Source organism: Bradyrhizobium sp. CCBAU 53351 (genome assembly GCF_015291745.1).
Lineage (GTDB): Bacteria > Pseudomonadota > Alphaproteobacteria > Rhizobiales > Xanthobacteraceae > Bradyrhizobium.
This window is the reverse complement of sequence record NZ_CP030060.1, coordinates 25,735-51,848: the sequence shown is the minus strand read 5'-3', so window position 1 is coordinate 51,848 and position 26,114 is coordinate 25,735. Positions and strand designations below refer to the sequence as shown.

Here is a 26,114-nt window from a genome sequence, read left to right as displayed (position 1 = left end):
GCTCTCTACGAACGCAGAGATCCTGCTTTCACCTGACGCTGGCTTCGATTGCATGGCTCGGGAACAGTGATGACGAAACAGTGGATCAACATGCCGTAAGGCCTGTGCAAAAAACGGGCTTCGTGCCCGAACCATTTATTGGGAACGGCGTGCGCAGATCTCATCATGGCCTGGCTGCAACAGCAGTCCACTCACGAGAGGCCGGATACATTTATGCAACTGGAAGTGTCATTTTCGTTGTTACGAACCCTTACACGGACGGGGTGAACCATACATTTTTTGACAAAAGCTCGCGCAGTGCCGCCGCATCGAGCATCTGCTCGGCCAGCAGCTTCTTCAGCTTCGCGTTCTCTTCCTCGAGCGCTTCAGCCGCTTGGCTTCGGAGACTTCCATGCCGCCGAACTTGGCCTTCCAATTGTAGATCGTCGCCTCGGAGACCCGTGTTTGCGAGCCAGGCCTGCTGTCGTCGCTCCAGCCTCATGCTCCTTCAACACTGCGATAACCTGCTCTTCCGTGAACCTTGCCCGTCCATCTTCTGATCTGAGGCCGGCAAACTGGACCATTTTTGGCTAGAGTTTTTCGCACCGGTTCCCTGGCTGGGAGGAGCGAAGGACGATGAAGGCTTCGAAGTTTTCGGACGCCCAGAAGGCGCTCATCCTGAAGCAGGGCAGTGACGGGGTTGCGGTGGCGGAGATCTGCCGCAAGGCCGGGACCAGCTAACTTATTCTGGTAGGGGCAGTTGCCAGTCCGTCCGCTCATTGATGTATTGCTTGTAGGCGGGGTGATCGAACAGGTGCAACACAAAGATCTGGTCATGCCACTGCGTTGGTGCGCCAAACTTCCAAGACAGACCGTTTATCTTTGCGATTTTCCGCGCTGCGTGAGCATCGTTAAATTCCCGGATTGCCAGAAGTTCCCCAACCCATTCGCAGTGTACTTCATCAAGATCACCGACGATATCGTCAAAGTAGCAGAAGGTCCGTGGTAGAAAATGAGATGCAGCAGAGTTGAAAAGGTTTAGTGCCGGCTTAGTACTTGTATAGAGGTCGAGGTCGAAAGACACAAAGCCGATAACAGGTGGCGAATAGCGTTCGATAAACGCCAGAACCGTCTCGCCGACGTTGCCGATTATCAGGGTGGCGCGCTTTAATTGACGCTCCAATTTAGCCCTATCCATTTTGAAAAAACCGGCGCGCCAGAGGTATGGCAGATCTCGGTAATCGTCAGAGGGTGGCAAGCCAGTTTCCAGATCGAAGCCGTAGAGTCGGAAGCGAACTCCCGTTTCAGCCTGAAGACTCTCAGCGACTTGTTCCATCTCCAGCAGTCCCATACCGCCAGCGACGCCAAACTCGATAGCGGCGATTTCGGGAATTTGGAGTGCCTTTGCTTGCCTCGCGGCTTGCCTCATTCCGAAAAGATAATTCGGGCGCATGCGTAGTCCTCGCTTTTAGTGTGGCGGCTTAATCCTGCCACCAAGCATAGGTCCTATTGTACTCAGATCGCCCCATTGGGACACCCCTTAGCGTTGGTAGGTTCGCCTTCTCGAAGACGACCTGCGGGACTTACGGCGCTCCGGATCCGCAAACCACTCCTTCAGCGATTTGCAGTAGGCCTTCCGCGTCTTCAGAGCCACGACGATCAGCAGGACGGGAGCCGTGCCTTTGGTCCAGTATTCGATGTCAGCGTCGGCGCACGCGAATTCGAACGTTTCCTCGGTCTCCACCTGCAGTCGTTCGCGCTCAGTGGCCTTGCCCTGGACCCGCAGGAGCAGGTTGCGTACAGAATCTTTCGCTCTTTCAGCACTGACGGCTTCTTCTAGAATGAAGGAGCTTTGGATGAACGATGGGAATGCCATGGGTCAGGTGATCCAGATAGATGAAGCCCGGATTCGCGATCACCTGGGCGAGATGGTCCGCGGAACGGTAGAAGAGACGCTGAATGCCATGCTGGAGGCCGAAGCGGACCTGCTGTGCGGTGTCGGACGCTATGAGCGGAGCCAGGCCCAGCAGGACACGCGGGCGGGCAGCTACGAACGAACGCTGCAAACCAAGGCGGGCGACGTCAATTTGAAGGCCAGAAGCTACGGCGGCAAACCTTCGAGACGGCGACTATCGAGCGCTACCAGAGGCGGGAGAGCTCGGTTGAGGAGGCGCTGATCGAGATGTATCTGGCCGGGATTTCAGTTCGCCGGGTCGAAGACATCACGGAGGCGCTGTGGGGCACCCGGGTCAGCCCGAGCACAGTGTCGAACCTGAACAAGAAGATCTATGCCAAGATCGAGGCATGGCGGAATCGCAGGATCGAGGACGAGCATCCGTATCTCTATCTCGATGGCATTGTGATGAAGCGCAGCTGGGCCGGTGAAGTTCGCAACGTGTCGCTGCTGATGGCCTCGGCCGTCAATGCCGAGGGATTCCGGGGGATCCTCGGCATCTGTGAAGGTGCCACGGAGGCAAGTCCGGCTGGTCATCGTTTTTGCGGCATCTCGTCGATCGTGGTCTCAAGGGCGTGCAGTTGGTGGTTTCCGATGCCTGCCGAGGTCTTGCCGAAAGCGTTACGGATTACTACGGGGGGTACGCTATCAGCGCCGCATGGTGCATTTTTATCGCAATGTCTTCAGCCTCGTGCCGTCGACCCGGGTCCGCGAGGTGAGCCACATGCTCAAGGCCATTCATACCCAAGAGAGCCGCGCCGCGGTTGGCGCGGGCGACCTCGTGGCGAAGAGCGGCGTGTCGGCTGGAAGCGCGGCCAGGCAGCCTATTCAAGCCTTATCGGGTTGAGGCGTCCGCGCGCCGCGCCCTCGGCGGACATACTTTCCAGTACGTTACAAATCGTACGTAACTCTTCTCGGCGAGTTCGGCGACCTGACGTTCCTGGTCGCGCAGAGACTTGACGTTATAGGCGTAAGTGGTCCCCCCGGCGATTGCCTTTCTTCTGCGGCCGCCCCGCCTGAGCCTCCATCCATGGCGCGCATCTTGCTCGCCACCGGAGCCGGCCGCGCCCAAAGATAGTCTTCCTGCTTGGTCAGCAGATGCCTGCATAGGACAGTGAGCTTACGGGCAAGCGCGACCGCCGCGATCTGATGCCCCCGCTTCGCCCTGATGCGAACGAACAAGGCCTCTTTGCAGCACCCCATTCCGCCTCGACCAGCATCGCCCGCGCGTGGCTGCGACCAACCTTGCTGATGCGCCCATGATGGGCAGCGCCGAGGCCCGACTGGCGTACCCGTGGATTCAGGCCGAAGTAGCTCACCAGCTTCTGTGGGCTCTTGACTCGCGTGACGTCGCCGACCGCCGCGATGATGCCGACGGCCACCGTTAGGTTGACGCTCGTGATCGTCATCAGCCTTCGCACGGGACTGTCGCCCATGACACTCAGTGCGATCTCGCGGTCCAACTCCGCCTGGTCTTCGGCGAGCCGATCGAGTTCACGGATATTCCGCTCAAGTGCCGGCTGCTCATCTGCCGGCACGACCTGCCGTGCAAGCCACACTCGGCCGCGCTGGTTGAGCAGGTCAGAGTGAAGGCACTTCGGAACAAGATGCGACGCAAGGATCGCATGCACCTCATTCTTTACGCGTGTTCGACGACGTACAATCTGGTAACGCCGCGCCACCAGCCGGCGCAATCGCTCGGTAACCGCGTCCGGCGTCCACACTTCGGGCAAGTAGCCCGCGACGTAAAGGTTCGCGAGAGTGCCTGCATCAACCTTGTCGGTCTTCACATGCGCATGGGCGATCGCCTTCACCTGCAGCGGGTTGGCGATCACCTCCCGGGCGACGAAAGGCGACAGTACGCGCGACGCTGCCATGCTATTGCCAGTCGCTTCCAGAACGACCTCGTCCGTCGGCTTAGGCGTCCTCCCGAAGCCTTCAAGTGCCACGCGGGTCATGTCGACCCGGCCTGCGTGCCGCAGCACGCCTCCTTCCCAAATCGCCACCTCCCAGAAGGTGCGGTGGATATCCATTCCGATTACGCGTCGCATGTCCGTCTTTCCTACCCGCCACGTTGATAACGAGAGCGGCGGGCGACACGACAACTACGGATTCGCGCTCTCGGCGCAACCGGGCGAGTCGTAAGAGGCGGCCACCTAACAAAACGAGCTCGCAGCTCATCGTACGAACCGGCCGCCCGCACCTTCGTGCTCCCGGAGCCTCTATCCCGGATACTCGCAGCATATGCCACCAGTTCGAAAAGCCAGTAGCGGAAACAGTGACCGCGCCATCCTCATACCGGTTAACAATCCGCTCGAGCGCATCATGAAGGAGATCCGGCGACGAACCCGTGTCATCGGCGCCTTTCCTGACGGTCAATCCTGTCTCAACTTGGCAGTGGCACGGCTGCGGCACATTGCCGGAACGCGTGGTCGACCAAATGCTACATGAATATGCGACCGCTCTATCAGCAGCAACTCTCTGAGACCGGAGTCGTCGCCTGATCAATGTGCGAAAGATACTGGACACTACCAGTTGCGACCTCGCCCGTTTCGGCGTCACGCAACTCGATGAAGCCGTCGATCTCCGCTTCGACGCCGCCGGTCGGATAGAACATGAACTCCAAGAGAACGATTCCCTCGATGAGGGACATTCCCTGCTGTCCGATGACATCGCTTTTCACGACCTTCTTCATGGCCGTATGTTGGGCGCGGGATCCGACTCCTGTCCATTGCTCGACGCCGGTCGTGCACTCCTTCGTCGGTTATCGGCGATCGACAATCCGCTTCGACCGCGGGCGCGCTCCGATGGTATGATGCCATCGGAAAGAGTCGGGAAATCGCTGGTGATGTACGTCTACTGCAATGGAACCGCCCGTATCAGACATCGACGTTTTGGCGAGATACACGAAATCGATTCGGACCTGCTGGACTGGAACGCCGTTTGCAGCGACGAGCGACAGATGGGACCGGAGCTCCACCATGAAGCCGTTATTAAGCATCCGGAATTGGGAAGACTTTCCCTAGGGTCTGGGAGTATCCGGAGGGCGTCGAGAACCATCAGGAAACCAACACCGGCTCCCACCACGTGGTCGAAGATTTCGACTACGGACTCGAGCACGACCGTCCCGAGTACGACGACGAGTGGCTGGAGCTCCCTCCGCCCGACAATCCGTTCGCACAATTCCAAACGTCGTACCGGGAAAGCACCGATCTTCTCGCGCGAAGCGGCTCAGATGCCGGCAATCGCCTGGTCAACAAAAGCGGCGGCCTTGCCGCACTTAGGTCGCCTCGTGGAATGAAGCTGCCAATCAGATGTACTCGCGCCGGTCGCCAATACGGTGAAACGCGGACGTGGCGCGGATGCATCATGTCTCGACACGATGCAACTCATGCCAAAGGCCGGCACTGTGACAGGATGTCGGCCTCGCTTACTCGTTCATTGGAGAAAGAAACGATAGGCCGCCTTGGTATTAGCCCAGTCTTGGCACACCATCGGAATGCTCTGTCCGATGTCTCCGCCGATCTGCTTCAGCAGCATGCGAATTCTCTCGCCAAGCCGAGTGTCATGGAATTCGCAAAGCGCTGCTTCACGGTCAAACCAGGTCACCGCGTCAGACGTCAACCGATCCGCCTTCTCATCCCGCGCGCGTGAAGTCAGTCCATAGAGCACCTCTTCTCGAATCAGGTACCCGTCAAAGAATCACAAGCGTTTCTGGCGACTCAAGTTTTTCGGCACAGTACACCTCAAAAAATGTGGGTAATCGTAGGGTTGCCCGGATGCGTACACTGCATCGATGAAAATGCGCAGACCGATAGAGGGCCGCGGCCCCGCCAGCTACACCTCTCCATAACGACGATCTGCACTCGCTCCGCGGTTAGAGCCCGCTCTCGATTGCTATGAATAGGCCGAGGAGCTCATGGGCGAGACAGATGAGGTAGTGTGAGTTCGCCTTTGCCCGCAACAACTGAGACATTTAATTTGTGTGCGGCGGCAGCCAAGACCGGCACCGGAACTGCGCTCTCGCCTGCCAGGCGCACAGCGCACTCAATATCCTTTGCGGAATTCGCGATTGAGATTGCCAGAACATCGGGTTTCTCGCCTAACAAAAAGGACACGAAGGCTTGAAATATTCCGCTATTGGTGGAGCCCCGACTAACCAGAGAGCGGAGTGTTACGAGATCGACGTCAAGGCCGCACGCAAACTGGCAAACCTCCGCGGCTACCGCCGCTATCCCCATAGTCATGCTGTTGTAAACAAGCTTGAGCTTGTGACCTTGTCCGACATCTCCGACATGAAGAACGGTCTCACAAAACGCACCAAGAATGCCCTCAGCGACAGGAAAAAGCTTTTCATTCGATCCAACGATCGCGTTGAGAAGGCCTAGCTCTGCTTGTTCGGGGCTCCGCGTTACTGGAGCGTCCATAAAGCTTAGGCCGCATTTTTGCGCCTGCTCAGCCAGTGCGACCGTTGAAGCAGGATAAGACGTCGAGCAGTCAATTATCAACCCTCCTCGGGGCATATGGACGAACAGCCCATCTTGCCCAAGGCATACTGCCTCAACCTCGCGGCTGGAAGGCAAGGATAACACGACGGCGTTTACATGCCGCGCCAACTCGGCGATCGAAGGATGTTCATGGGCACCTGCACCAGTCAAGCGATCCGCACCGAAGCGAGTTTTGTTCGCTTTGATATGCAGCTCGATTTGGTGACGCAATAGGCTGATACCGATACCGGTTCCCATGCGTCCAGCTCCGATAAGGCCTATTCTCTGCTTCGCCGTTTTAGGAGCGACGTTGGGTGATGATTCCTCGCCAATCATGATTTATGCATTCCGAAAAAACCCGTGCCTTTGTAAGATTGGTAACAGCTCATGATGGTTGTTAATCGTGTAGTCAGGACGCGCCGCGCGCAAGCGCGACTCCGAAACAAATCCACCGGTAATGGATATGCTTACGAGTCCGAGATTGCGCGCGATATCCGTTTCGACCGGCATATCGCCGATGATGAAGGTTGACGCCGGCTTCAGGTTGTTTTTCTGCATGTATAGACGAAGCCGCTCTCCCTTGCTCATCGATTTATATTGGGTAGTGCGGTTTTCAAAGGCGAGCACATCGTTGATGTAGTCGTCGATCCCAAGTCTTCTCAATTGGGAGCGCAGAGGATCGACTATATGGTTGCTCACGATGATGGACGAAGCTGCTTCTTGGTGCGCTAACTCCAACACCCTGCGCGCGCCCTCGCGCAGATCGGCTTTACCCGCAAGAGGTTCGTACGTGTCGTGAAAGATTGCACTGCCATCGCGATCCACCGTCGCAACCTCGTCTTGCGACATTCCGAGACTGCGATAAAGAAGAGATAGCGGAACATCGCAATGTTCCCGGAAGGTGCTCATGTCGATTGTTGCATGACCAAAGCGATCTAGTATGGCATTTGTCGTTTGGAGCAGTGCGTACGTATCATCGAGCAGCGTTCCATTCCAATCAAAGACGAGAACCGGTTTCATGATTTGACCTCAAGCAAGGATCGATTCCGAATAGGGAAGATCGGCCGCTAATTCGCGCAAGTTCCTATTCGCGCGCTTCTGCCCCGCAGGGGTTGGCATCTCGAATGTAAACGGTGACAAATCGACGCCGTCTTGCCTGCAGGGCAACAACGATACTAGAAGTGGAAACGGCAGATACGTTATCGTGGCCGCGTTGATGGATGCCGCGATATTGCTTTCGATGATTTTGAGATCTTGCGGCTCCATCTTGTGAAAGCGAAGGATTTGCGTGCGCTGTTCAGGCGGCAATTGTTTCCATATCTGCCAGAATGCCAACTCATCTAGTGTGTCGATACCCATGCCGTAGTAGTTAGGAGCCACTATGGGCGGCGAACCGATCGCCCAATGTACGGCTTTGGCCCCAGCGGCAAGCAGCATATTCGTGACAGCCTGACTGGTATCGCCACGAATGAGGGCCTCGTCGACAATTATTATCGCGGCTTCAGCAAGGCTCGTTTCCGATACGCGGTACTTTTGAGCAATGAGACATTTTCGCTCGCTGGGTGTACCGATTAGAGTTCGCTGAAAAAATTGCGTTGAGACTACTTCCCGACGCTGGGCGAACACGCCGTATTCGACGAGAGATGCAAACAGACCATCAGCGTACGGCCCGCCAGTATGCGGCATGGAGGAAACGATTGTGAGTGTGGAGCCTAGTTCTCCTTGCAGTCGCTGCGCAACAAGGCCACCAAGGGCGGCTCCGATGTTGTAACGGGTTTCGAAATGTGATTGGCCTTCGACCGATGTGTTCGGATTTCCTAAGTAAAGAGCTTCGTAGGCGCAGAGTTTGGCTTTGTATTGCCCGTTGCTCACGGAACGATCAACGCAGTACCCCATTTTCCCGTCTACATACCTGATGTGCCCTGGTAAGATTTGCTGTGTCTTACCCTCCAGATCGGCAAAGGCACAATTTTCCGAAGCAACCAGCAAGAACCCGTCATCTGTTTGCATAGTTTCCAATGGACGCAAACCACATCGATTACGGTATGCAACCAGATTTCCTTCTCCGTCCAGGAGAATCGCGCTAATAGCGCCATCAATTCGGTCATCAATGTCGCGAAAGATGTTTTCGTAATTGACGGGCAGACCGTGCCGCCAATAGTCTCTTTCACAAGAGCCTTCAATCCACTTGAGCAAGAGCTCAGCATCTGTGTTGCTGCCCAACCTATAGCCCTGGGCAAGCAATTCTCCCCTGAGTTCACGGCCATTGACCAAGGCTCCATCTAGAGAAATTGCCAAACTGCGGCTGGTGCCCGCATTGTTGTGAATTGGCTGAAGGTCCCCGCCATCGCTGATTCCGCGGCATCGGCTACGGATATGGGCGATTGCAACATGGGGCCTAAAATTCGGATCCTGTTCATCGTGCTCAATGCGCACTGAGTCGCATGAGGACTGAAGCGCTCTCGCATATCGAACACCTTCCTTGTGCATGAAAGCTGCAATGCCGACCCCCGCCTGACCGCGAAATGCAAGTTTCGGAACCATGTGCTTGAGCCGATCATAAACCGTCGCCCGTGACTTGCTTGAAGAGCATAGAAACGCAGCAGCAACACCGGACATGCTATTAGCTCCTCGTGCTAAAGAACCGATCTCCTAGGTCCATCGCAGGCGAAGGTATTTAATCGCCAGGGGGCGTAGACGTGGTTCCGCCTCTCTTTAAGCAAGCGCCATACCAGCCCTTAGATCACTCGGCTCGCGCCCCCAGAGCCGACGGAATTCGAAAAGAGTTGGCCATTTGGTTTGCCAGCGATGATTTCGCGTCGTCCGACTCCCGACACGTTGTCTGAAGCGCGACGCGTTGGTACGAAAAGAGCCAAGCTCTGACTGTTGGTTCTCGGTGTCCTATGGTCCCACGGACCCGCTCGAGCTTGCCTGCGACGCAGTCCCCTCACATGCGCGAGCATGACGATTTCGAGCCGCACCAGGCCTTCTGATCCGGCGACCGAGTCGTAATCGAGCACCTGCTTCAGGCCTACCGCCTTTTCAAACACCGCAGGATCGGAATCAGAGGCTCCAGACAGATGGCGAGCAGGTCTTGGACGCGGTCGCCGACATCTTCAGTTTCCGACTGGGATGCGAGTGAAGAGCCGCATTGAAGCCGACGCTGACGATCTCCTCTCGATGATCAACGTCCTTCGCCGCGCCGAACGGTTGTGCGCGAGCGCGACGACAACGAGCAGGCTTAGAAGCGCTCGCAACGGGGCAACACGGTAGCGACGTTAAGATCGCTCAATTTCGAGCGCTTCATGACCGAAGGCAGGGCGCCAACACTTAACCCTTTCGGTGAAACCATCGTGCGTGTCGGTTCAACGACATGATCTGAGGCCGGCAAGCTGGACCACTTTGGCTAGAGTTTTCGCTGCCGAATCCCCTCGGCTGGGAGGAGCGAAGGACGATGAAGGCCTCGAAGTTCTCGGACGCCCGGAAGGCGTTCATCCTGAAGCAGGGCAACGATGGCGTCCCGGCTGCGAAGATCTTCCGCAAGGTCGGGATCAGCCAAGCGACCTACTTCAACTGGAAGAAGAAGTGTGACGGACTGCTGCCGACGGAGATGCCGCGCTTGAAGCAGCTCGAGGCCCAGAACGGCAAGCTGAAGAAACTGGTCGCGGGCCTGTCGCTCGACAAGGAGATGCCGCAGGACGTGATCCGCCGAAGGCTATGAGGCCTTGCCGGAAGCGCAAGCTGGTTGACGAAGTCCGCAACGAATGGCAGGTCTCGATCCGCAGGGCCTGTGCGGCGTTTTAGTTTGACAGGTCGACCCACCACTACAAGTCCCGTCGCTCCGGCCAAGCTGCCCTCGAGCAGAAGATCAAGGAGACCTGTCATGCCCGCATTCGCTACGGTTATCGCCGCGTTCACGTGCTGCTGCGTCGTGAAGGATGGGCGCCGTGCCAGAACAAGACCCGGCGCGTCTATCGCGAGTTGGGCCTGCAATTGCGCAACAAAAAGGCCCAAGCGCCGCGTCAAAGTCAAGCTGCGCGATGATCGCAAGCCGGCGACGCGATCCACGAGACCTGGGCGATGGACTTCGTCCATGACCAGTTGGCAACAGGACACAAGCTTAGCGTGCTGACAATCGTCGATATCTTCTCACGGTTCTCACCGGCGCTGGCGCCACGGTTCACCTTCCGCGGCGCCGACGTCGTGGCGGTGCTGGAAAGGGCCTGCAAAGAAGCGGGCTTCCCGGCCACGATCCGCGTCGATCAAGGCAGCGAGTTCGTGTCGCGCGATCTTGACCTGTGGGCCTACCAGCGCGGCGTCATGCTGGACTTCTCGCAGCCCGGCAAGCCGACCGACACGGATGTTGTAGACAAGCCCTATGTTGCAGAAGCCTTGCTGTGTCGGGATCGCGGCTTTGGCCGCCAATCTCGTATACTCCTTCTCGGCGCATTCCACGCCTGCTCGTTCCTCAGCCCTCTTCGCGGGGATGTTGTATCATAGGCCGATCCACGCTTGGCATGGCTGGTGGGTAGTCCAGCGCGCAGTTCGATGCTCCGGAACTTGTGCGCCAGCAGGGCCGGCCTCGTCCAGATTTAGTCAGTGCTCTTGGTCAGCATATGCCAGATGATCATCGCCAGCTTCCGCGCCGTCGCGACTGCCGCGATGTGCTTGCCGCGTCGTGCAGCGACACGTTGAAGGAATGCACGCAGCGGTCCCGCCGAACGGGCTACAGCCCATGCTGCTTCGACGAGCATTCCGCGAGCTTGGCCGCAGCCCTGCTTGGTGATCCTGCCATGGTAGGGGCCCTCGCCAGACTGCCTGACGCTCGGGTTCAGCCCCAGGTAGCTCACCAGCCTGGTCGGATCGGCAAAGCGCCGAATGTCGCCGACGGCACCTATCGAACCGCGGCGCTCGCAATGCGCGCGGCATCCAACACTTGGCGGCCGATTTCGGTCACTGATGAGCTCATCTGCTCAGTGGCGCAGGCAACCGACTCTAGGTTAGCCGAAGCCTTCTCGGAAGCGACAAAGACTACGGTATTGCCGGCCAACTCGGCACTGGCGATCGCAACCGGCGTACGAAGACCCACCATCTCATTGACGGTGGTTGAGACTCCGCTAACTGCGAAAACCGCATATCCGAATGAGAGCGCTATGATCGCACATTCCGCTGCAAAACCCGCAATCAGCTGACCACGAACGCGAAGCATCAACTTGGCAAACATCCAGAACACTCCACGGTCTTCAATTGCCCGCGGGCACCGTAAGAGAAGAAATTTAGAATCTCGTTAGCCAAAAACTCGTCCATGCCAGGTCAATTCCACACAAAATCTGTCACGTCTCAACGCCACGAAATTTGTCTCGATCGAGAGGGGCAAAATTTGCGACAATTTTGCGCTTGCAGACCATGTAGATTCTGCGAGGAGGCTCGCTCCGTGAGACCTTGGACAACCCGCCTCTTCCGAGTCGTGTGATCTGAAGTACGCTGCGGTCGTCTCTCTCCGGCGTTCTCCGGAACGCGACCATGGATGAAAGCGCTCTGCTGGCGATGATCCAGCTCGGCCCAGAACCCGTCAGTCGCCACGAGCACTGGCGTGTCGTCCAGCGCAATTGAACAGAAAGCTGGCTCGACGAATTCTCGCGAGCGGAAGCTTCGCGTGAGGCGATGACGACCGCTATCGTTCGCAAGGTCGCCGATCGTCATCTGCGACACCGAGTTGGCAAGCGTGTGCGGCTGGGTTAGCCAGGACATCGGACCCGCCGGCGCCTGACGGCCAACCAGGCAATCGCCTGCGTGCAGAACGAGAGCTGTTTGAGCAGCGCCGACATGCATCAGAAGGTAACTCGCCGAATCCCTCCGAAACTGTTTCGACAGTTTAGCATGCGTCGCGCGAAGTTGAGCTGTGAGAACCCCCGCGGTGATGTTTTCGTCGGTCGACACGTACCAATCGACCATCCGACGCGCAATCTCGTGGGCAAAGGCTCCGCTCTCTGCTCCAGAGGTCGAACCGTCGAGCACTATGGCGAGGGCCGACGTCTGGCGTATGCCGATCCCGGCGCAATCCCGGTTGTCGGTCGTCCTCGTTCCCTGCTGGCTGTGCCATTGGATTGCAAACGCCATATCAGCCGTTGCCCAACTGGCTCAATGCAACGAATCGGTCGCGAACAATGTCAGCACGCCCCACCGGGCCGCGAATATTTCCTTCGAGGAAATGATCGAAGTCGCGATCTGCGAGCAGCGCTCCGAATTGCTCGGCAATGTATGAGCTAATGTCTGCATCGGAGGCGGCAACTTCGTCAAGCAGTTCCTCCCGCCCGTCGACGAGCAGGAGAATGTCCTCGGCGTCGCGGCTGCCGATAAGGTCCCACTACCTCTTCCGCGATAAGCCTCCAGCTTCGTTGCGATGAACAAGGGCGGCGTGAGGCGACGAATCGTAATGGCATCATCCAGGGGCGTCTCAACAGCTGTTTCGATGCCCTTTGCGTACCAACGATTGCTGAAACCGAGGATCTTCTCGTCGTCGGGCATGAAATCGACCTTGAGTTCATTAAGCTTCATCCGACAGATGACATTGTCCTCGGGTGTCTCGGAAAAACCCTGCGTTCGCAACTGATCCACCAGCTTTGCCCACTCCGGGAAGCCGACGAGATCCACGATCAGGTCGACATCATCTGTCGATCTGACTCCTTCGAGGGTGACCGGATCCGTTATGTAGAGAGCGGTTGTGCAGCCTCCGACGAAGACCAATCGCGCACGCAGCTCATCGCCGAGTGCGCCGGCGACTGTCTTCAGCATTTCCTTGAGATGCCCCTGGATGGTCACCCTAGTCTCTCCTTGAGCAAGTTGGCCGCGAGACTCGCTTCGCGCTGATTGCCGAGCCGTATTGCGTCGACGAGAGCCAGATAGGCATAGAGGCGATCATCCCTCTCGGCGGCTTTCGGCACAGTCTTGAACAGCGGCGCGACGGACTGCCCCATCTCGCGGCCGCGCGCATAAGGCCAAACATGAATCAGGCTACCCGCGCTGTAGAGTAAGTCCTTCAGGACCGGGGCGGCGAATGCCGTTGGCATGCCGCGCTGCATGGGACCCGGGCTTGCCGGAAAAACGAACTTCAGGCCGTATGTGATGAAGTCGCGCAGGTTCCTGCGATTGGGATCGGGACGGCTCGTCATCGGGCGCTTAATTGCCATACCCGATGCAAGGCTGCGCTTGATCGAGGCGGCGACTTCGGTTTTGCTGATTCCGAGGGACGTCTCGAGTCCCCGCACCGAGTATGGGTCTTCGCCATCTTGGCCAAAGGGGCCTACCCCGCCGGCGTGCTCATGATCCTGCAAGCACACGAGCTTCAGCAGGACGACAATATCCTGACTTTTCATGGGTTCCGCGCGCATGTCCTCTGTCCTAGGACTGAGGACAGTATGCGTGCAGACGGGTGTCCGTCAACTGGTCCGAGGTCTTAGGTCCTTTGACCGCTCAAAACGGGCGAGTTCCAGTCAAAGATTCCATCGCAGCTGAGTTGCTTCCGACCGAAATTTACATCATATTTCGGACACGCTCAAGGAGCCGACCCCGGACCTCCGATCGCGGCTCATTGCCCGCATCGACGCGGCACCCACAGAGGTATGGACAATTTCGCCGACTTCGGAAGCCGTGCGACCGTCGACAAGGCGTTGCAGCGCCTGGTCGTGGCTGGCGAACTACGCCGCTTCGATCGTGGCCTCTACGACCGGCCGCGAAAGAGCAATTTCACGGGCAAGCTGGGAATCCCCGACTATCGCGCCGTCATCAAGGCCGTGGCGCGCCGCGACCAAGCCCGCGTCGTGGTTGACGGGATGACTACCGCGAATGATCTCGGCTTCACCAGGGCCGTCCCATCGCGCATCGAGGTCCTGATCGACGCCCGCCTGAAGCCGATCATCCTTGGAAAGCAGGTCATCCATTTCAAGTCGGCAGCGCCCAGCCGTCTCTATTGGGCCGGACGTCCAGGCATGCGCGTCGTGCAGGCGCTCTATTGGATGCAGGACATGATGACAAGTAGGTATGATCGACAGCCAATAGTGAACCTCCTGAACAGACTGTTTGCAAATCCGCAGCATGGAAGGGTGATTCGCGACGATCTTCGCGCAGGTCTGTCAGCTATGCCGATCTGGATGCAGGATTTCCTTAGGCCCTTGCTCGAGCGTGACGACGCCATACCGGAGGATGGCTCGTGAGCAGCGCAGCTTGCAAGGAGGTCATCCGGCGAGAAGTTCGATCTTTTCTTAACGACAGCGAACCGGCCTCGTGCGCCGATCGACGCGCTCGCGCGTGACTATGCGAACATGACGCCAATGATCTTGCGGCGGGGCTTCGGTTCGAGCACATCCTGGCGTCAATGGAAGAGATCGAGCGCGCGGCGAAACAGGCTCCGATGATGGGATCAAGTCATGGATGAGCCTCCGGAGAATGTTCCGCACGACTGCCCGATCCCGCCACGATCGAGGCGGTCCTCGCCCGTCTTCCGATCGGAGCTAACGAAACGGCGCTGGCGGCCGCGCTGACAGAGACGTTTGCTGGATTCCCATTTTCGACGGCGGCCATCGATGACCAGTATTGGCGCGACAGACGCTCGGTGATCGCCGCTGACGGGACACGGATCGCAGAATACCGGTCGTGGATGGAAGCCGAGCTTGCCAAGAACAACGGCGACATCGGCGCGCTCTGGACGCGATTGCGCCAGAGCGATCTTCAGACTTCTGAATGGCGCGGTAAGACGGTCTACGCCTTCGCGCCGACTGGATCGGGCGCGGCGGACTATGTGCAAATCCGTCTCGGCCGGGAAGTCGAATCGCGTGCGGGGCCGATCGTCAATCGACGTACCGCCCTTGGGGCAAGGACGAATTACTCGATCCGTCATGGATCACGCACGAAGAGATGTCCGACAACAAGGTCATCGCGGGTCCGCTCTATCGGATGCTTGGGCGCGCGGGCAGCAGCGTCATCTACGTTCGGAGTTACCTTACGCGGTGCGCCCGACTCGAGCGCGAGAGGCGCGAGGCGCAGCGGCCGGAGATGGAACGTCGTGCGGTGCGTGAAGTGACACGGGAGGGCACAACCGAGACGCCGTTTCTTGAACTGGTGCCGGACTGGTTCGAGTTCGTACCGCGGGAGAACCGTTTCTTCCAGGACTGGGACGAATCGAGCGCCTCGGCTGAACGCGTCTACGCGCACTGGGCCCTCGATATTTGCGACTACGACCACAAAGGCACGCGCGAGGTTGGATTTGTGCCGCGTCCCCTTCATCTGCCGGACGAGAGGCTTGGCGTGGGAGGTGCGTCCGTCCATTTCTTGATGGACCGCGTGGAAGCGATCGACCGTGAAGTCGGCGTTCCATTCGGCTGGTTTTTTCTGATTACGCATGGCAATCGCGTCGAGCCGGAGGTTGGTCAAACCATCGCCAAGGGCCTCCGCGATCAGCGTGTCATCTTGCCCAATCGGGATGCTCGAGTGCTTCTGCGCTGGGCCGAACGGCCGTATGGATTCTAAGAGGACGACGGCTGCGGGAAGCTGGCTTTGCTCGACTTGTCGGGACGGATGTCCGTTGCAGGTCCTGCGATGATATCGACCGCGTCCTCGTTAGAGCGTTTCACATTTTGATTGAAGCATAACCTGAGTTTGCGAAGTAGTTGGCGCATTCGCGGGGCTGGACCTCCTGGACGAGGTGACCGATATGGCGCCAGGTGTCCTCGAGGGTGCGCTTCTGGGCTTGCCGCATCCAGTGTTTGATCTTGGAAAATGCCTGCTCGATCGGGTTGAGGTCGGGCGAGTATGGCGGCAGGTACCAGAGCCTGGCGCCAGCCGCCTTGATCATCTGTCTGACAGCGTTCGACTTGTGGCTTCCGAGATTGTCGAGAATGACGATATCGCCCTCGCGCAAGGTCGGCAGGAGCAGGTGCTTCACGTAAGCGCGGAAGCATTCGCCATTGATCGGGCCGTCGAAGACGAAGGGTGCCGTGAGTTGTCCTTGCAGTAAACGATCTGCGTCTTCGTCGGATGCATCTGAAGTCCGCACACTTCCAGCCTCGCTTGAAGCTCCGCCTTAATGGCTTCTGCTTCTTGCTCGGTCCGGCAGTGCACCAGTCCGTCATCGGCATACCGACACCAAGGAAGGTCGGGATGTGTCCGCGCCATCCAGAGATCAAACGTATAATGCAGGAACAGATTGGCCAGTATTGGGCTGATCACGCCCCTTGAGGGTTCCGCGGATCCGCTCAACGAGCTTCCCGTCCTTTTCCCTTGATGCCGTCAGCCATCTTTCGATGTAGAGCAGCGCCCATTTGCATTTCACGTGTCTCCGGACCGCCTTCAGCAAGAAGATCATGCGGGAGATTGTCAAACAGTCCTTTGATGTCGAACTCCAGGACCCAATCATATTTCCAGCACCGCTGACGCGTGACGCCCACGGCGTCCAGAGCCGATTTTCCTGGCCTGTGACCGTAAGAGTCCGGCAGGAAGATGGATTCCAGTTCCGGCTCAATCATCCGTTTGACCACCATCCGATCGCTGATAGTGGGCACACCTAAAGTCCTTTCGCCGCAGGTCTTCTTTGGAATGGAGACGGCGAGCACCGGAGGTGGAAAGTACACCCCCGACGACATCCGATTCCAGATCTTGTAGAGATTCCCTGCAAGGTCTTTCTCGAACATCTCGAAGGTCTGTCCGTCCACTCCAGCCGCTCCGCGATTGGATTTGACCGCCTTGTACGCTTCGTACACTCGCCGCTTCTCAATCGAGAACGGCTTGTTTATCGCACTGTTCGAAGTCATCCTGTTTCCAGTTGGTCCAAGAGTACGACTACCTGACCCGATCCCTTTGCTCCGTCCCCATTACAGGGCCCTCAACGCTCCTACGGATCGGTCCGCCCCAGTCTCTTGCATCGGTACTCCCGCCTCGCGGTTGGCACCGCTTGCGCTTCTCCCTTGGCATCAAGAGCCTGGTTCCTGCAGTTCCACGCGAAAGCCTGTGTCCGACTCACGCCCCCTCTACGCCGGTCGCCGCCCGCCCAGTCGTCAGGCATCTGGCGGACGTGTCCCAGGTTGACGAGACGGTCCTGGTTTTGACGACACTTGAATTAATAACGACGCGTCTCAGGAGGGTTCACTTTCGTTCGTCTTTCGGACACTCACCTGCTCGGTATATTCCGAACTTCTGATCCGACGCTCACCACCACAGCTCTTTACCGCAGCAGCTCGGATTGGTTTGAGACCCGCCCCTGAAAGCTGATCTCGGGGGCCCGCCCCCATCTTTCTCGCAGCTTCACCATCGGTCTTAGTTCATTTGAACTCCTTCCGCTGTCTGCAGCACACTCTCATCGATGAAGACGAGCCGGCCCGGATCGAGCCCGGCCTGCCAAGATCGCCAACGCAGGCGCCTACGAGAGACGTCGGCGCGAGCCTGTTCGAGGGCGAACAGTGTTCTTTTGAACCGCAGCCCCTCCCGGCGCAGGAACAGCCAGACTGCGTTGTGTGAGACCTTGACCCCACGGGCTGCCAGCTCTGCCTTCAGACCATGCAGCGTCAGGTGCGGCGTCTCGGTGATCCGCTCGACGATGAAGGCCCGGTGCGGATCAAGCACAGGCTTGCGGTGACCACCCATCTTGCCGGGGGCTACCGAGCCGGTCGCTCGATAACGCTGAGACCACTTCACGACTGACGAGACCGCAACGCCAAACCGTTCCGCCACAGATCGGCAGCTCTCACCCTTGGCAACAGCGGATACCGCGCGCTTACGCAAATCGTTGGAAATTGGTCGGACCATCAGATGCTGGCCTCCAGCCCAGCCAGCATCTTGAATCATATTCGCCCCAGATCCGGGATCCCTTCCGATTCAATAAATCTGTGAACCGCTCTAGGTCGGAGTTCGACCCGTACGGAGCCTCCGTTTCCAACATCCTCCAATGCGGCTTTCCAGACCCGCCGTATTGCCCGGCCGAGTGTGGCGGGATCAACTGGACAGTCTGTGACGAGCGGAACCATGACATTGCCGGTCACGCCGGCCGCTTCGTAGGCTTTGATGATCGCGAGGGTGGCGCGAGAGGCGGCGACCACTGACATCGCTTCGACGAGATCGAGGGGGACGATGCCGTTGGTTTTCGGTGTCCGGACGATGGGGATTGTGGCTGTTTCGATCGTCAAGTTCGCGTCCGCGCTCGATTGGTCTGCATCCTAGTATCGGTTGGCCATAGTGGTGCAACAAATCTTTGCGTGTCAACCCCCGGTAGTGATACCGCCCTGCGCAGTAGGGCCGCGTGATGCTGATCGATCGCGCAATGATGTATTGTCGTGTGGATGCGCCGTCGGCGGCTCCATCACCGGGGCACCGAAGGTGCGCTCGATGGAAATTATTGCGGAAATCGAGCGCGTGGCGCGAGAGGTATATTGCGGGGCGATCGGCTTCAACGGGCACATGGACACGAACATTGCGATCCGCACTGTCACGATCGACGACGACCTGGCCGTATTTCATGCCGGCGGTGGAATAACGGTGCTGTCGGACCCAGAGGCCGAATCGAGGAGACGCTCGCCAAGGCTCAGCGGATCTTTGATGCATTTCGTGCTGAAGCAGCTGGTGCACTTTGATTGCCATCATTGACAACTACGATTCCTTCGCCTTCAACATTGCCCGCTATTTCCGCGAGCTTGATCAAGCAACGGAGGTCGTCCGAAACGACTTGGCGAGCATCAGCGATCTTGTTGGCCTCAAGCCGCGCGCGGTCAGCCTTGTACTCAAGTTGCCGGTCCTGAATTTGGATCCGCAAGGAACATCGCCGCTGCCGGACCTTCAATTCGCTGGACTGATAAGCGTTCACAGGGTAAGTGCCGGCAAAGGGGGCAAACGTGAACGAAGACTCACCGGCACCGCGTGACATTCATCTGCTTACTACCGACACACTGCTCGCCGATTTGATCGGCGGGCGAGCCGTCGCTGTCGCCGCGGGCGACCATCTTTCGATAGACTCAGACGATGCCCGCGCGGTGTTGGATTGGTATCGCCGCAATCGGGGCAAGTGGGCCGGTAATCTTTCCGCAGGCGACGTCGAGGCAATCATCAACGTCATTGGGACGGAGCCGCCGACGCTGGAGACCGCGGCTGATGATGGTCAAGCTCGCACTGTCAAAGTGTTGCGGCTGGTAAAGGTCGTCGCACACCGGTTTGCTGGGCTGCACGTTTACGGTCGTTCCACCGCGCCTCCCGACACGTTCGTCTTCGAATCTGGCAAGACTGTCACCTAGGGCGCCGATGGTTCGGGCAAGACGTCCATCGCCAACGCCATCGTCTGGTGTTTGACCGGTCACCTCATCCGCTCCCAGCGCCCACCCGAGGAGGGACCGACCGAGTTCGTTTGCGAGGCCGCGCGCAACGACGACACGGTAACGACGCACCCGATGTCGGCAATCACGCCTATGCCACACAAAGCTAGCGATCTGCCTGCGGACGGCGAGGCGATTCCAGCCGACAGTTGGGTCGAGCTAACCTTCGTCGACGCCCACGGTGACCCGCTGCCACCCCTCCGCCACCAGGAGGGCCGCACCCCGCGCGGCAAGATCACCGAGACACCGCCCGATCTCGACGCAATCGGCATCGACCCAATTGCCTCGCGCATTGCGACGACCATGCCCGCGCTGCTGCCGTTTCTGGCGGTCGGCTCTACGTCGCAACTCGGCGAGGCAGTCGCCCGCCTGACCGGCCTCGCTGACCTCGTCGATCTCGCCAAGCATGCCGGTAAAGCGTCCGAGCGGATTGCCAAGCGCACGACCAAGGAACTCGAAGCCCAACGCATCAGTCGTAGAACGCTACCAGCAGGCTGCCGACGACCTCGCCGGCGCCGTCGCGGAATTTCCCGCCATCGCATTCGAAGGAGATGCACCTGCGGTCGATGCTGAGGATTCCAAAGGCGGAATCCAGAAGATCAATGAGCATTTCGCGGCCCTGAAGGCGACGGCACTGGCCAAGGCGCGCGAAGTATTGGGCGAACAATTCAACCCCGAGGACAAGAAGGCCCGCGACGACCTCGAGGCGAGCATTCGGCCAGCCATCGAACAGCTATCGAAGCATCTCAGCGAGTTGCCCTCCATCGCGCGGCTCTCGGCCCTGTCGGCGAGCGCCGACGAGATCGCGGTGGTCGCCAGACTGTTGGCGCAGATCGATGCCGAGGCGGCGACGCTGGCCGCGCTTGCTGCGAGCCCCGACCGCGCGCGGCGGGCGCAGCTGTACGCTAGGCTTTCCGCCTGGATGCACGAGCATGGCCATGCCGATGACGGCATGTGCCCGGTTTGCGTCGGCCCGCTCCACGGGGAATGCGATCCGGTTACTGGTAATACGGTCAGCGACCACCTAGCGGAAGCCACGCGAGACCGCGAGGTTATCGCGCGCACCGTCGCCGAATGTCGTCGCACTGGTGCAGTCGCCTCCTCCAAGATCTTCCGCCTACCCTCGCGAAGGAAACCCGCGGCGACTTGCCAGGGTCACCCATCGACTTATTGAGAGCTGGATTGATTGACGAACTGTTCGGGACGGAATCGTTCCGCGGTGCGCTATCGGCGCTTCGCGCCGATGCTTCGGCGCTCGTGGATGAGCGCCTCGCGACTTTGCCTGCCTTCGAAGAACCGGACACTCGTGTGCTGCCTGCCGTATTGGTGACTGGAACGACGGCGTTGCAGCGGATAGTCGACCGCACTGTGCGTGCGTTGGCGTTCGCCGAATGGCGCGGAGCCAACGCCGCAGCACTGAAGAGTTTCCTCCAGCCGTTCGGCGCGGCCAGGACGGTGCCGCCGACGCGAGCCGGGCGATCGGCCGCCGATTGTCATCGCTGCTCGCGATCGTTGAGGGCGTCGCGCCGCTTAATACCGCGATCGAATATGTTCGCCGGATAGAAGCCGCCCGCGTGGAACATGCATCGAAGCAGGCGCGTATGGACGCCTGCTGCAGGGCCGTATCCGCGCTTGATCTGCTTGTGCCACTCGCCGAGCTCGCCCAGTCTCAGGTTGAGGCGCTACGGGCGAAGCTGCACAACCGGTCGGAGCACTGGCGGCGCGCGATCTACCGCAACGCGACCGGCTTTGCTCCCGACCTTACCGGAACTGGTATGGACGCACGGGGCGTACTTGAGCTCAAGGTCGGCCGCGAGGGCGTGACCGCACCTGCCCAGCATGTCTCCAACGCTTCTGCGCTGCGCGGCGCGCTGCTCGGCTTCTTTCTCGCCTTCCGCGAGCACGTCCTCACAACCCGCGGCGGTCTGTCATTGCTGGTGCTCGACGACCCGCAGAATGCTCGACAACGACAATCGCGAGCGCCTCGCGCGAGGTTTGGCTGGGCTCGCCGAGGCGGGCGCTCAGCTTCTAGTGACCACCCACGATCGCAAGTTCGCCCGCTCGCTCGTTGCCGAGAATCGTGCCGCCGACCGCGTTGAGCATCTATCTGTCCACCCGGTGAACGCGGTGCGGCCGACTCTCATCGTCTCGCCAGCGATCGAGGAGATCGATCGCGGGCGCCACGCGTTTCATATGAACTCCGATTCCGCTTCTGACGCACAGAACTATGCGGCCTGCGCGTCTTCCTCGAATCGCGGCTCGGTGATCTATTCGATGATGTTGCTCATCCCGCGTATGCCACATCGACGAAGCCGCTGACGCTCATCCCTCTGATGGACAAGCTGCGCGGGCTCGTCTCGATCGGGACAGGCGAACTGTTTGCCAATCCGGTCGTCAAGCGGTTCGCGGAGGATACCGCCCTCGCCGAAGGGGCGGAGCCGCGGCGTGTCCTCAACACGTCGCACCACGACAAGGCGTCGATCAGCTACATGGACGTAAAGGCTGTCGAAGCCGACTTCGCGCGGCTGCGGACCAGCATCGAAAAGGTCCACGAACAATTTCGCTTGTACCGGTGGCGCGAGCCACTCGCGCCTTCCGAGAGCAGAACGGACGTCGCGCCCTTGCGGCCGATCATCCGCCCCACCTTTTCCGTTCCGCTCTGCCCAGAAATCGCCGCGTTCGTCGGCGAATTGCCCGTGGGCGGGACGCAAGATGTTGCTGTCGAACGGCTTAGTGGCGAATGGTTCGAGGGCAAAGCGCTCTTCTACGTCCGCGGCGACACGTTGGGCTTTGCTATCCCCGGCGGCGCGGTCGCGATCGTCGAGGTTGAACCTTATCCTGGCCGCGACCAACATCTTGTGATTGCTCAGTATCGCAATCGAGTGCTGGCACGACGGCTGGTGACGTCACGTGGCGCAATCGGTGTCTCGCTAGCTGCGCAGATGCCCGACCCGCGGACCTCGCGCCCGACACTGACGTTCGACGAGAGCAAGCTGCGCGTGCACCGCATTGTCGGCGCAATCTTCACCGATATGCCGCCGCCGCCTGGAAGTGGCGAGGCAACGCCTGTCGATATGGTGCCGGAGCTTGCGCACGTCGTCGTCGCTTACCGCGTCAGAGAGGACAGCGCCGTTCCACTCGCGCTTCCCGGTCAGATCATTTTGGGCGGCGCCGAGCTAACAATTGGCTATCTCGATCGATGGGAGAACACACTTGTCGCAGTAACGCTCGATGATGGTACGAGCATTCTCAAGCGGGTCGGTGCCCGTCTGCCCGGTAAGTTGGCTCACCTCCGCCAATTCGAGACGATCGGCGGCCTCGGTTCGTCGATTGTCCTCGCGACCGAGGCGACCGATATCTTCGGCGTGATACCGACCTTGGTCACTGCGCGAGGAGTCGTTGGCGTGCTGTATGATTGCGCGTGATCAGGCGACGGAGTCGTTCGGATCGTTCGCAGGTACACCGAACGCCCGTTTTCTAACAGAGAGTGCAGATAGTCGCCTCACTGCTATCGGCCAGTCTTTGCAGTTCCCGAAATTGAAGTCGCCCGCAATCTCATCCAATTTCAACCTCGCCCATCGAGATCCTAAAGAAGATCAACGCCGCTGCGGTGCTTTGTCGGCGATGCGATTACCATCGGCAAGGCCCCTGCATAGCCGATGGCGGCTTGAGGAATAGCCTCGGCAGCGCGCTCCGCGTGCTGGCTCACCGGCCGGGCTCGTGAACGAGCCCACCCGCCGTCCGGCTTCGATCCCTCGCGCTGATGCCGTCTACCCGTCAGGCCACGTTCTTTATCGGAACCCCGCGGGGTTCGAGAACCGCGGTCGCCACATGCCCGTCGAAAGCTGTGCGGGCAACGCCGACCAGATGCTGATGATGAGTGAAGAAGAGCACTTGCGTCTTTTCCGCCAGCTGTTGCAGGACTTTGAAACCAGCCGCAGCCCGCGCATCGTCATAATTGATGAAAAGATCATCGGCGATAAATGGCGCTGGCGCGGAATGCGTAAGATACTCTTCTACGGCAGCGATGCGTAAGGCCATCAACAACTGATCGGCCGCGCCTTCGCTCAGTCCTGATACTGGGACGGCGCCTCCATCCCCGCGCAGACCCGCTAGGTGCGGAACATCCTTCTCATCGTATGCGAGCGTAAGCCGTTCGAAGGAACCGGCGGTCAGGATCGAGAACAATTCCCCGGCTCGCTTGAGCAGCGGCGCCTGCTTTTCACGCCGGAACCGCTCGATCGCCCATCTGAGGATCACCGACGCCGAACGAACGCGCGCATATTGCGCGGCAGCGTCGCCGCCGACGGCCTCGAATACGCGCTCGGTATCTTTACTGTGCTGGATATTGGTCAGTTGCCGCTCCCGGACCTCTTCGAGCGATTTCTTCAAAGTCTGTTCCCGCGCCGCAGCCTGGTCGGGATCGTTGCTGTGGCACTCCTCGGCGAGAACCACTAGGCCAAGACCGTCACCATCGGCTTCGAGCGTCGCGCAACCGCGCCCGTTCATCCTTGAGCGCGCGTTGTTGGTCAGACCGCTGAATAGCTTCGCGCAACGCGTCGATCGTTCCAGCGCCGGCCGCCCGTTGGAGCCCTGTCATAATGACCCGCGCGTCATTTCTCGACCTGTCGCAGTCGTCCAGCTTCTTCTGAAGATTTTCAACCGCTTCACTCTTCTCGTTAAGTGAGTCACGCGCCTGCTTCGACGCATTCAATCGTGCATGAAGCTTGAGGGCGGCCTCGTCTGCGTCCTCACCCGCCAGCTGCACCGACACCGATGCAACGAGCCTTTCGACCTCCGTTGCAAACGCCTTGATGTCGCGCTCGATCTTTCCGATTCGCTCGTGCTGCAAGTCCGCAATCTTAACTGACGTCTCGCGCATCTGGTCGATCGCGTCGATTTGCTCCTGAATGGTCTCAATGGGACCTTCAGCCGAAAGACTGAGCGCCGCCAAGGCGTCCTTCCACTGCGCATTCCAGGCGGCGCGTTCTTTCTCGGCGCCCTCGACCACACCGCGCTTGCGCTCGACGTCGGCCTTGAGCTTCCGCTCATCGAGCGCAAGCTCGGTCCGCTTTTGCGCATTCGCCTCTTCCGTGCGGATGCGCACTTCCGCCGTCGCCAAAATGCCGTTCAGGGGCAGGCTGCCTGCCGAGGCCGCAATCGCCGTATCCTGCAGCAAGCCCACTAGCTGTCGCTTGGCTTCTGCGATTTCGTGTTGCAGCGACGTTGCCGAGCGAGCTGCGCCGTCGCGCTTGGCGATCTGATCCAGCAGATCGGCCCTCGCGTCGAGCCAGTCGAGCATCTCGTCAGGGGGCAACGGGCCATCCGTGACACCGTTCCACATGCCGGCCCAGGCATGGCCAAGGCGCTCCGCTCTGCAGCTAACGAGGCAAGTTCTTGCTTGTTGGAGTCGAGAGCGTCTTGCTGGTCGGCGATCTGCCGAGCCAGCACCATGGCCGCAGCCGTCGACTCTGCGTTCTGAAACCGCTGATCCGCCGCCGCATCGGCATGGCCGACAGCCGTTTCATAGGCGTGGAGCAGCGCGTCGCCATCTGCGAAGGCGCGCTCTTCCGATTCCGGCACTGCGATATTGTCGACATGCCGACGCCTGATGATAGGCCATCCTGCGTCCCGGCGTTCCCGCAGCTTCGTCAAATCCTCGGCCGACACGATCTTTTCATCGGATACCAACCGCGCGTAGGACTTTCGATTGTTCTCGACAGCCCGAGTCGGATCGCGGATAGCCGCTTGCTGGCTTTGAGTACGGCCTTCAAGATCGCGCACCGCGTCGCGATGTGCCTTCACTGCGGCTTCGACCAGGATTTTCATGGCGCGCAAACTCGTCTCGTCAACGACCGCGGGATTCATCATCGCCATTTGCTGCCGACATAGTTCATCCGCGTCCCGATACTCTCGCTGGGTAGCCAGGAGAGGAGCGTCAAGATCGCCCAAGGCGGAAGTGGATTTGACCACGCCCGCCAAGCCCGACAGATCCTGGGGGGTCCCGATCGCCTCAATGCGAGCCTGGAGATTGGCCAGCTTTTCGCCCGCGTCTTCAAGGGTCTTCTGGGCATTCTCGACGGCCGCAAAGCGGCCGCCGCGAGAGGTCAGCAAGCCTTGCACGGCCGAAGCTTTGGCACGCGGCGGGATTCTATCAACCAGCTCGGCGGTCTCACCCGTCCAAGCCAGTTCGGACGCGGCCCACTTGAGAGCGTCTTCCGCCGCTGCGAGCTCCGCCCGCCGCTTTGGCAATCAGCTCTTCCCGAAGCGAGCTGGATTCTGAGCTTGGACAGGCGTTCGATCTCCGCCTCATGGAGCAGAACGTTATCGTCTATCGCGATCGCG

At 59.4% G+C, this 26,114-nt stretch carries 22 protein-coding genes and 12 pseudogenes; 14 read left to right on the top strand and 20 right to left on the bottom strand.

Annotation, left to right across the window (positions count from 1 at the left end):
- Nucleotides 1-271: 271 nt before the first annotated feature.
- Nucleotides 272-563 (bottom strand): annotated as a pseudogene (locus XH83_RS35275) (transposase); the annotation flags it as partial.
- 52 nt (nucleotides 564-615) lie between these two features.
- On the opposite strand from XH83_RS35275, the pseudogene XH83_RS40465 reads away from it, so the two are divergent.
- A pseudogene (locus XH83_RS40465) lies at nucleotides 616-717 on the top strand (transposase); the annotation flags it as partial.
- A 4-nt stretch (nucleotides 718-721) separates the two neighbouring features.
- On the opposite strand, the gene XH83_RS35270 reads toward XH83_RS40465, so the two are convergent.
- Both XH83_RS35270 and XH83_RS35265 read right to left on the bottom strand, forming a co-directional pair.
- Nucleotides 722-1,432 (bottom strand): hypothetical protein, encoded by a 711-nt coding sequence (locus XH83_RS35270; protein WP_128929777.1) that lies wholly within the window; start codon nucleotides 1,430-1,432, stop codon nucleotides 722-724.
- An 87-nt stretch (nucleotides 1,433-1,519) separates the two neighbouring features.
- Nucleotides 1,520-1,855: a DUF4365 domain-containing protein gene (locus XH83_RS35265; protein ID WP_128929778.1), complete on the bottom strand. Its 336-nt coding sequence runs from the start codon at nucleotides 1,853-1,855 to the stop codon at nucleotides 1,520-1,522.
- On the opposite strand from XH83_RS35265, the pseudogene XH83_RS35260 reads away from it, so the two are divergent.
- A pseudogene (locus XH83_RS35260) lies at nucleotides 1,836-2,696 on the top strand (IS256 family transposase); the annotation flags it as partial. The gene XH83_RS35265 and the pseudogene XH83_RS35260 sit on opposite strands and share 20 nt — an antisense overlap.
- 328 nt (nucleotides 2,697-3,024) lie before the next feature.
- Here XH83_RS35260 and XH83_RS35255 read toward each other — a convergent pair.
- The gene (locus tag XH83_RS35255) at nucleotides 3,025-3,984 is read right to left on the bottom strand and encodes an IS110 family transposase (protein WP_232995613.1); all 960 of its coding nucleotides are present in this window, start codon (nucleotides 3,982-3,984) and stop codon (nucleotides 3,025-3,027) included.
- A gap of 244 nt (nucleotides 3,985-4,228) precedes the next feature.
- Here XH83_RS35255 and XH83_RS35250 point away from each other — a divergent pair.
- Nucleotides 4,229-4,437, top strand: a pseudogene (locus XH83_RS35250) (transposase); the annotation flags it as partial.
- Here the strand turns inward: XH83_RS35250 and XH83_RS35245 are convergent.
- The 5 genes from XH83_RS35245 to XH83_RS35225 form a co-directional block, all read right to left on the bottom strand.
- Nucleotides 4,401-4,628, bottom strand: a complete 228-nt coding sequence (locus XH83_RS35245; RefSeq protein ID WP_188637434.1) for a hypothetical protein — start codon at nucleotides 4,626-4,628, stop codon at nucleotides 4,401-4,403. The pseudogene XH83_RS35250 and the gene XH83_RS35245 overlap by 37 nt on opposite strands.
- A 743-nt stretch (nucleotides 4,629-5,371) precedes the next feature.
- A complete protein-coding gene (locus tag XH83_RS39895; RefSeq protein ID WP_232995656.1) occupies nucleotides 5,372-5,542 on the bottom strand; it encodes a transposase in 171 nt (56 codons plus the stop codon).
- A gap of 308 nt (nucleotides 5,543-5,850) precedes the next feature.
- On the bottom strand, nucleotides 5,851-6,678 hold the full coding sequence (locus tag XH83_RS35235) for an NAD(P)-dependent oxidoreductase (RefSeq protein ID WP_206733206.1): 828 nt from the start codon (nucleotides 6,676-6,678) through the stop codon (nucleotides 5,851-5,853).
- 81 nt (nucleotides 6,679-6,759) lie between these two features.
- Entirely contained in the window at nucleotides 6,760-7,440 is a 681-nt protein-coding gene (locus XH83_RS35230; protein WP_128929780.1) for an HAD family hydrolase, read from the bottom strand.
- 9 nt (nucleotides 7,441-7,449) lie between these two features.
- Nucleotides 7,450-9,039 (bottom strand): hypothetical protein, encoded by a 1,590-nt coding sequence (locus XH83_RS35225; protein ID WP_232995614.1) that lies wholly within the window; start codon nucleotides 9,037-9,039, stop codon nucleotides 7,450-7,452.
- 835 nt (nucleotides 9,040-9,874) lie between these two features.
- Here XH83_RS35225 and XH83_RS35220 point away from each other — a divergent pair.
- Nucleotides 9,875-10,791 (top strand): annotated as a pseudogene (locus XH83_RS35220) (IS3 family transposase); the annotation flags it as partial.
- A gap of 51 nt (nucleotides 10,792-10,842) precedes the next feature.
- Here XH83_RS35220 and XH83_RS35215 read toward each other — a convergent pair.
- From XH83_RS35215 to XH83_RS35200, 4 genes and pseudogenes are all read right to left on the bottom strand, one after another.
- Nucleotides 10,843-11,324, bottom strand: a pseudogene (locus XH83_RS35215) (transposase); the annotation flags it as partial.
- Nucleotides 11,315-11,644: a hypothetical protein gene (locus XH83_RS35210; protein WP_128929781.1), complete on the bottom strand. Its 330-nt coding sequence runs from the start codon at nucleotides 11,642-11,644 to the stop codon at nucleotides 11,315-11,317. The gene XH83_RS35210 and the pseudogene XH83_RS35215, both read right to left, overlap by 10 nt.
- A gap of 917 nt (nucleotides 11,645-12,561) precedes the next feature.
- Nucleotides 12,562-13,242: a hypothetical protein gene (locus XH83_RS35205; protein ID WP_308421722.1), complete on the bottom strand. Its 681-nt coding sequence runs from the start codon at nucleotides 13,240-13,242 to the stop codon at nucleotides 12,562-12,564.
- Nucleotides 13,239-13,796: a hypothetical protein gene (locus XH83_RS35200; protein ID WP_128930177.1), complete on the bottom strand. Its 558-nt coding sequence runs from the start codon at nucleotides 13,794-13,796 to the stop codon at nucleotides 13,239-13,241. Before XH83_RS35200 ends, XH83_RS35205 begins: the two co-directional genes overlap by 4 nt.
- A 166-nt stretch (nucleotides 13,797-13,962) precedes the next feature.
- On the opposite strand from XH83_RS35200, the pseudogene XH83_RS35195 reads away from it, so the two are divergent.
- A pseudogene (locus XH83_RS35195) lies at nucleotides 13,963-14,633 on the top strand (DUF6088 family protein).
- A 245-nt stretch (nucleotides 14,634-14,878) separates the two neighbouring features.
- Nucleotides 14,879-15,945, top strand: a pseudogene (locus XH83_RS35190) (hypothetical protein).
- Between the two features lie 100 nt (nucleotides 15,946-16,045).
- Here XH83_RS35190 and XH83_RS35185 read toward each other — a convergent pair.
- The 4 genes and pseudogenes from XH83_RS35185 to XH83_RS35170 all read right to left on the bottom strand — a co-directional run.
- Nucleotides 16,046-16,420, bottom strand: a pseudogene (locus tag XH83_RS35185) (IS630 family transposase); the annotation flags it as partial.
- Nucleotides 16,411-17,225: pseudogene (ltrA, locus tag XH83_RS35180) on the bottom strand (group II intron reverse transcriptase/maturase); the annotation flags it as partial. The pseudogenes ltrA and XH83_RS35185, both read right to left, overlap by 10 nt.
- 526 nt (nucleotides 17,226-17,751) lie before the next feature.
- A pseudogene (locus XH83_RS35175) lies at nucleotides 17,752-18,216 on the bottom strand (helix-turn-helix domain-containing protein); the annotation flags it as partial.
- 35 nt (nucleotides 18,217-18,251) lie between these two features.
- The gene (locus tag XH83_RS35170; RefSeq protein WP_128929782.1) at nucleotides 18,252-18,593 is read right to left on the bottom strand and encodes a hypothetical protein; all 342 of its coding nucleotides are present in this window, start codon (nucleotides 18,591-18,593) and stop codon (nucleotides 18,252-18,254) included.
- 154 nt (nucleotides 18,594-18,747) lie between these two features.
- Here XH83_RS35170 and XH83_RS35165 point away from each other — a divergent pair.
- The 3 genes and pseudogenes from XH83_RS35165 to XH83_RS39890 all read left to right on the top strand — a co-directional run.
- Nucleotides 18,748-19,037: pseudogene (locus XH83_RS35165) on the top strand (chorismate-binding protein); the annotation flags it as partial.
- The gene (locus XH83_RS40460) at nucleotides 19,034-19,324 is read left to right on the top strand and encodes a hypothetical protein (RefSeq protein ID WP_347339917.1); all 291 of its coding nucleotides are present in this window, start codon (nucleotides 19,034-19,036) and stop codon (nucleotides 19,322-19,324) included. The pseudogene XH83_RS35165 and the gene XH83_RS40460, both read left to right, overlap by 4 nt.
- On the top strand, nucleotides 19,296-19,691 hold the full coding sequence (locus XH83_RS39890) for a hypothetical protein (protein WP_206733205.1): 396 nt from the start codon (nucleotides 19,296-19,298) through the stop codon (nucleotides 19,689-19,691). The genes XH83_RS40460 and XH83_RS39890 overlap by 29 nt, the downstream gene beginning before the upstream one ends.
- A 237-nt stretch (nucleotides 19,692-19,928) precedes the next feature.
- Here XH83_RS39890 and XH83_RS39885 read toward each other — a convergent pair whose 3' ends face one another.
- Nucleotides 19,929-20,177 (bottom strand): hypothetical protein, encoded by a 249-nt coding sequence (locus tag XH83_RS39885; protein ID WP_206733545.1) that lies wholly within the window; start codon nucleotides 20,175-20,177, stop codon nucleotides 19,929-19,931.
- On the opposite strand from XH83_RS39885, the gene XH83_RS39880 reads away from it, so the two are divergent.
- The 4 genes from XH83_RS39880 to XH83_RS39865 all read left to right on the top strand — a co-directional run bounded on the left by XH83_RS39880 (nucleotide 20,176) and on the right by XH83_RS39865 (nucleotide 23,194).
- Nucleotides 20,176-20,943, top strand: a complete 768-nt coding sequence (locus XH83_RS39880) for a hypothetical protein (protein ID WP_206733544.1) — start codon at nucleotides 20,176-20,178, stop codon at nucleotides 20,941-20,943. The genes XH83_RS39885 and XH83_RS39880 overlap by 2 nt on opposite strands.
- A gap of 8 nt (nucleotides 20,944-20,951) precedes the next feature.
- On the top strand, nucleotides 20,952-21,332 hold the full coding sequence (locus XH83_RS39875) for a hypothetical protein (RefSeq protein WP_206733201.1): 381 nt from the start codon (nucleotides 20,952-20,954) through the stop codon (nucleotides 21,330-21,332).
- Nucleotides 21,333-21,725: 393 nt separating this feature from the next.
- The gene (locus XH83_RS39870) at nucleotides 21,726-22,088 is read left to right on the top strand and encodes an ABC transporter ATP-binding protein (RefSeq protein WP_206733200.1); all 363 of its coding nucleotides are present in this window, start codon (nucleotides 21,726-21,728) and stop codon (nucleotides 22,086-22,088) included.
- 14 nt (nucleotides 22,089-22,102) lie between these two features.
- Entirely contained in the window at nucleotides 22,103-23,194 is a 1,092-nt protein-coding gene (locus XH83_RS39865; protein WP_206733199.1) for a hypothetical protein, read from the top strand.
- Between the two features lie 352 nt (nucleotides 23,195-23,546).
- Here the strand turns inward: XH83_RS39865 and XH83_RS35150 are convergent, their stop codons facing one another.
- Both XH83_RS35150 and XH83_RS35145 read right to left on the bottom strand, forming a co-directional pair.
- On the bottom strand, nucleotides 23,547-24,278 hold the full coding sequence (locus tag XH83_RS35150; RefSeq protein WP_128929783.1) for an ATP-binding protein: 732 nt from the start codon (nucleotides 24,276-24,278) through the stop codon (nucleotides 23,547-23,549).
- Nucleotides 24,238-25,086: a hypothetical protein gene (locus XH83_RS35145; protein ID WP_128958633.1), complete on the bottom strand. Its 849-nt coding sequence runs from the start codon at nucleotides 25,084-25,086 to the stop codon at nucleotides 24,238-24,240. Before XH83_RS35145 ends, XH83_RS35150 begins: the two co-directional genes overlap by 41 nt.
- 104 nt (nucleotides 25,087-25,190) lie before the next feature.
- Between XH83_RS35145 and XH83_RS35140 the strand changes: the two genes are divergently transcribed.
- A complete protein-coding gene (locus XH83_RS35140) occupies nucleotides 25,191-25,661 on the top strand; it encodes a hypothetical protein (RefSeq protein WP_128958632.1) in 471 nt (156 codons plus the stop codon).
- Nucleotides 25,662-26,114 lie beyond the last annotated feature (453 nt).

Bases quoted from the DNA above. Each gene is read 5' to 3' on its own strand.
- XH83_RS35270 (WP_128929777.1), bottom strand. From the start codon at position 1,432: ATGCGCCCGAATTATCTTTTCGGAATGAGGCAAGCCGCGAGGCAAGCA.
- XH83_RS35265 (WP_128929778.1), bottom strand. From the start codon at position 1,855: ATGGCATTCCCATCGTTCATCCAAAGCTCCTTCATTCTAGAAGAAGCC.
- XH83_RS35255 (WP_232995613.1), bottom strand. From the start codon at position 3,984: ATGCGACGCGTAATCGGAATGGATATCCACCGCACCTTCTGGGAGGTG.
- XH83_RS35245 (WP_188637434.1), bottom strand. From the start codon at position 4,628: ATGAAGAAGGTCGTGAAAAGCGATGTCATCGGACAGCAGGGAATGTCC.
- XH83_RS35235 (WP_206733206.1), bottom strand. From the start codon at position 6,678: ATGGGAACCGGTATCGGTATCAGCCTATTGCGTCACCAAATCGAGCTG.
- XH83_RS35230 (WP_128929780.1), bottom strand. From the start codon at position 7,440: ATGAAACCGGTTCTCGTCTTTGATTGGAATGGAACGCTGCTCGATGAT.
- XH83_RS35225 (WP_232995614.1), bottom strand. From the start codon at position 9,039: ATGTCCGGTGTTGCTGCTGCGTTTCTATGCTCTTCAAGCAAGTCACGG.
- XH83_RS35210 (WP_128929781.1), bottom strand. From the start codon at position 11,644: ATGTTTGCCAAGTTGATGCTTCGCGTTCGTGGTCAGCTGATTGCGGGT.
- XH83_RS35200 (WP_128930177.1), bottom strand. From the start codon at position 13,796: ATGAAAAGTCAGGATATTGTCGTCCTGCTGAAGCTCGTGTGCTTGCAG.
- XH83_RS39880 (WP_206733544.1), top strand. From the start codon at position 20,176: ATGCCGGTAAAGCGTCCGAGCGGATTGCCAAGCGCACGACCAAGGAAC.
- XH83_RS39885 (WP_206733545.1), bottom strand. From the start codon at position 20,177: ATGCTTGGCGAGATCGACGAGGTCAGCGAGGCCGGTCAGGCGGGCGAC.
- XH83_RS39870 (WP_206733200.1), top strand. From the start codon at position 21,726: ATGCTCGACAACGACAATCGCGAGCGCCTCGCGCGAGGTTTGGCTGGG.
- XH83_RS39865 (WP_206733199.1), top strand. From the start codon at position 22,103: ATGGACAAGCTGCGCGGGCTCGTCTCGATCGGGACAGGCGAACTGTTT.
- XH83_RS35150 (WP_128929783.1), bottom strand. From the start codon at position 24,278: ATGAACGGGCGCGGTTGCGCGACGCTCGAAGCCGATGGTGACGGTCTT.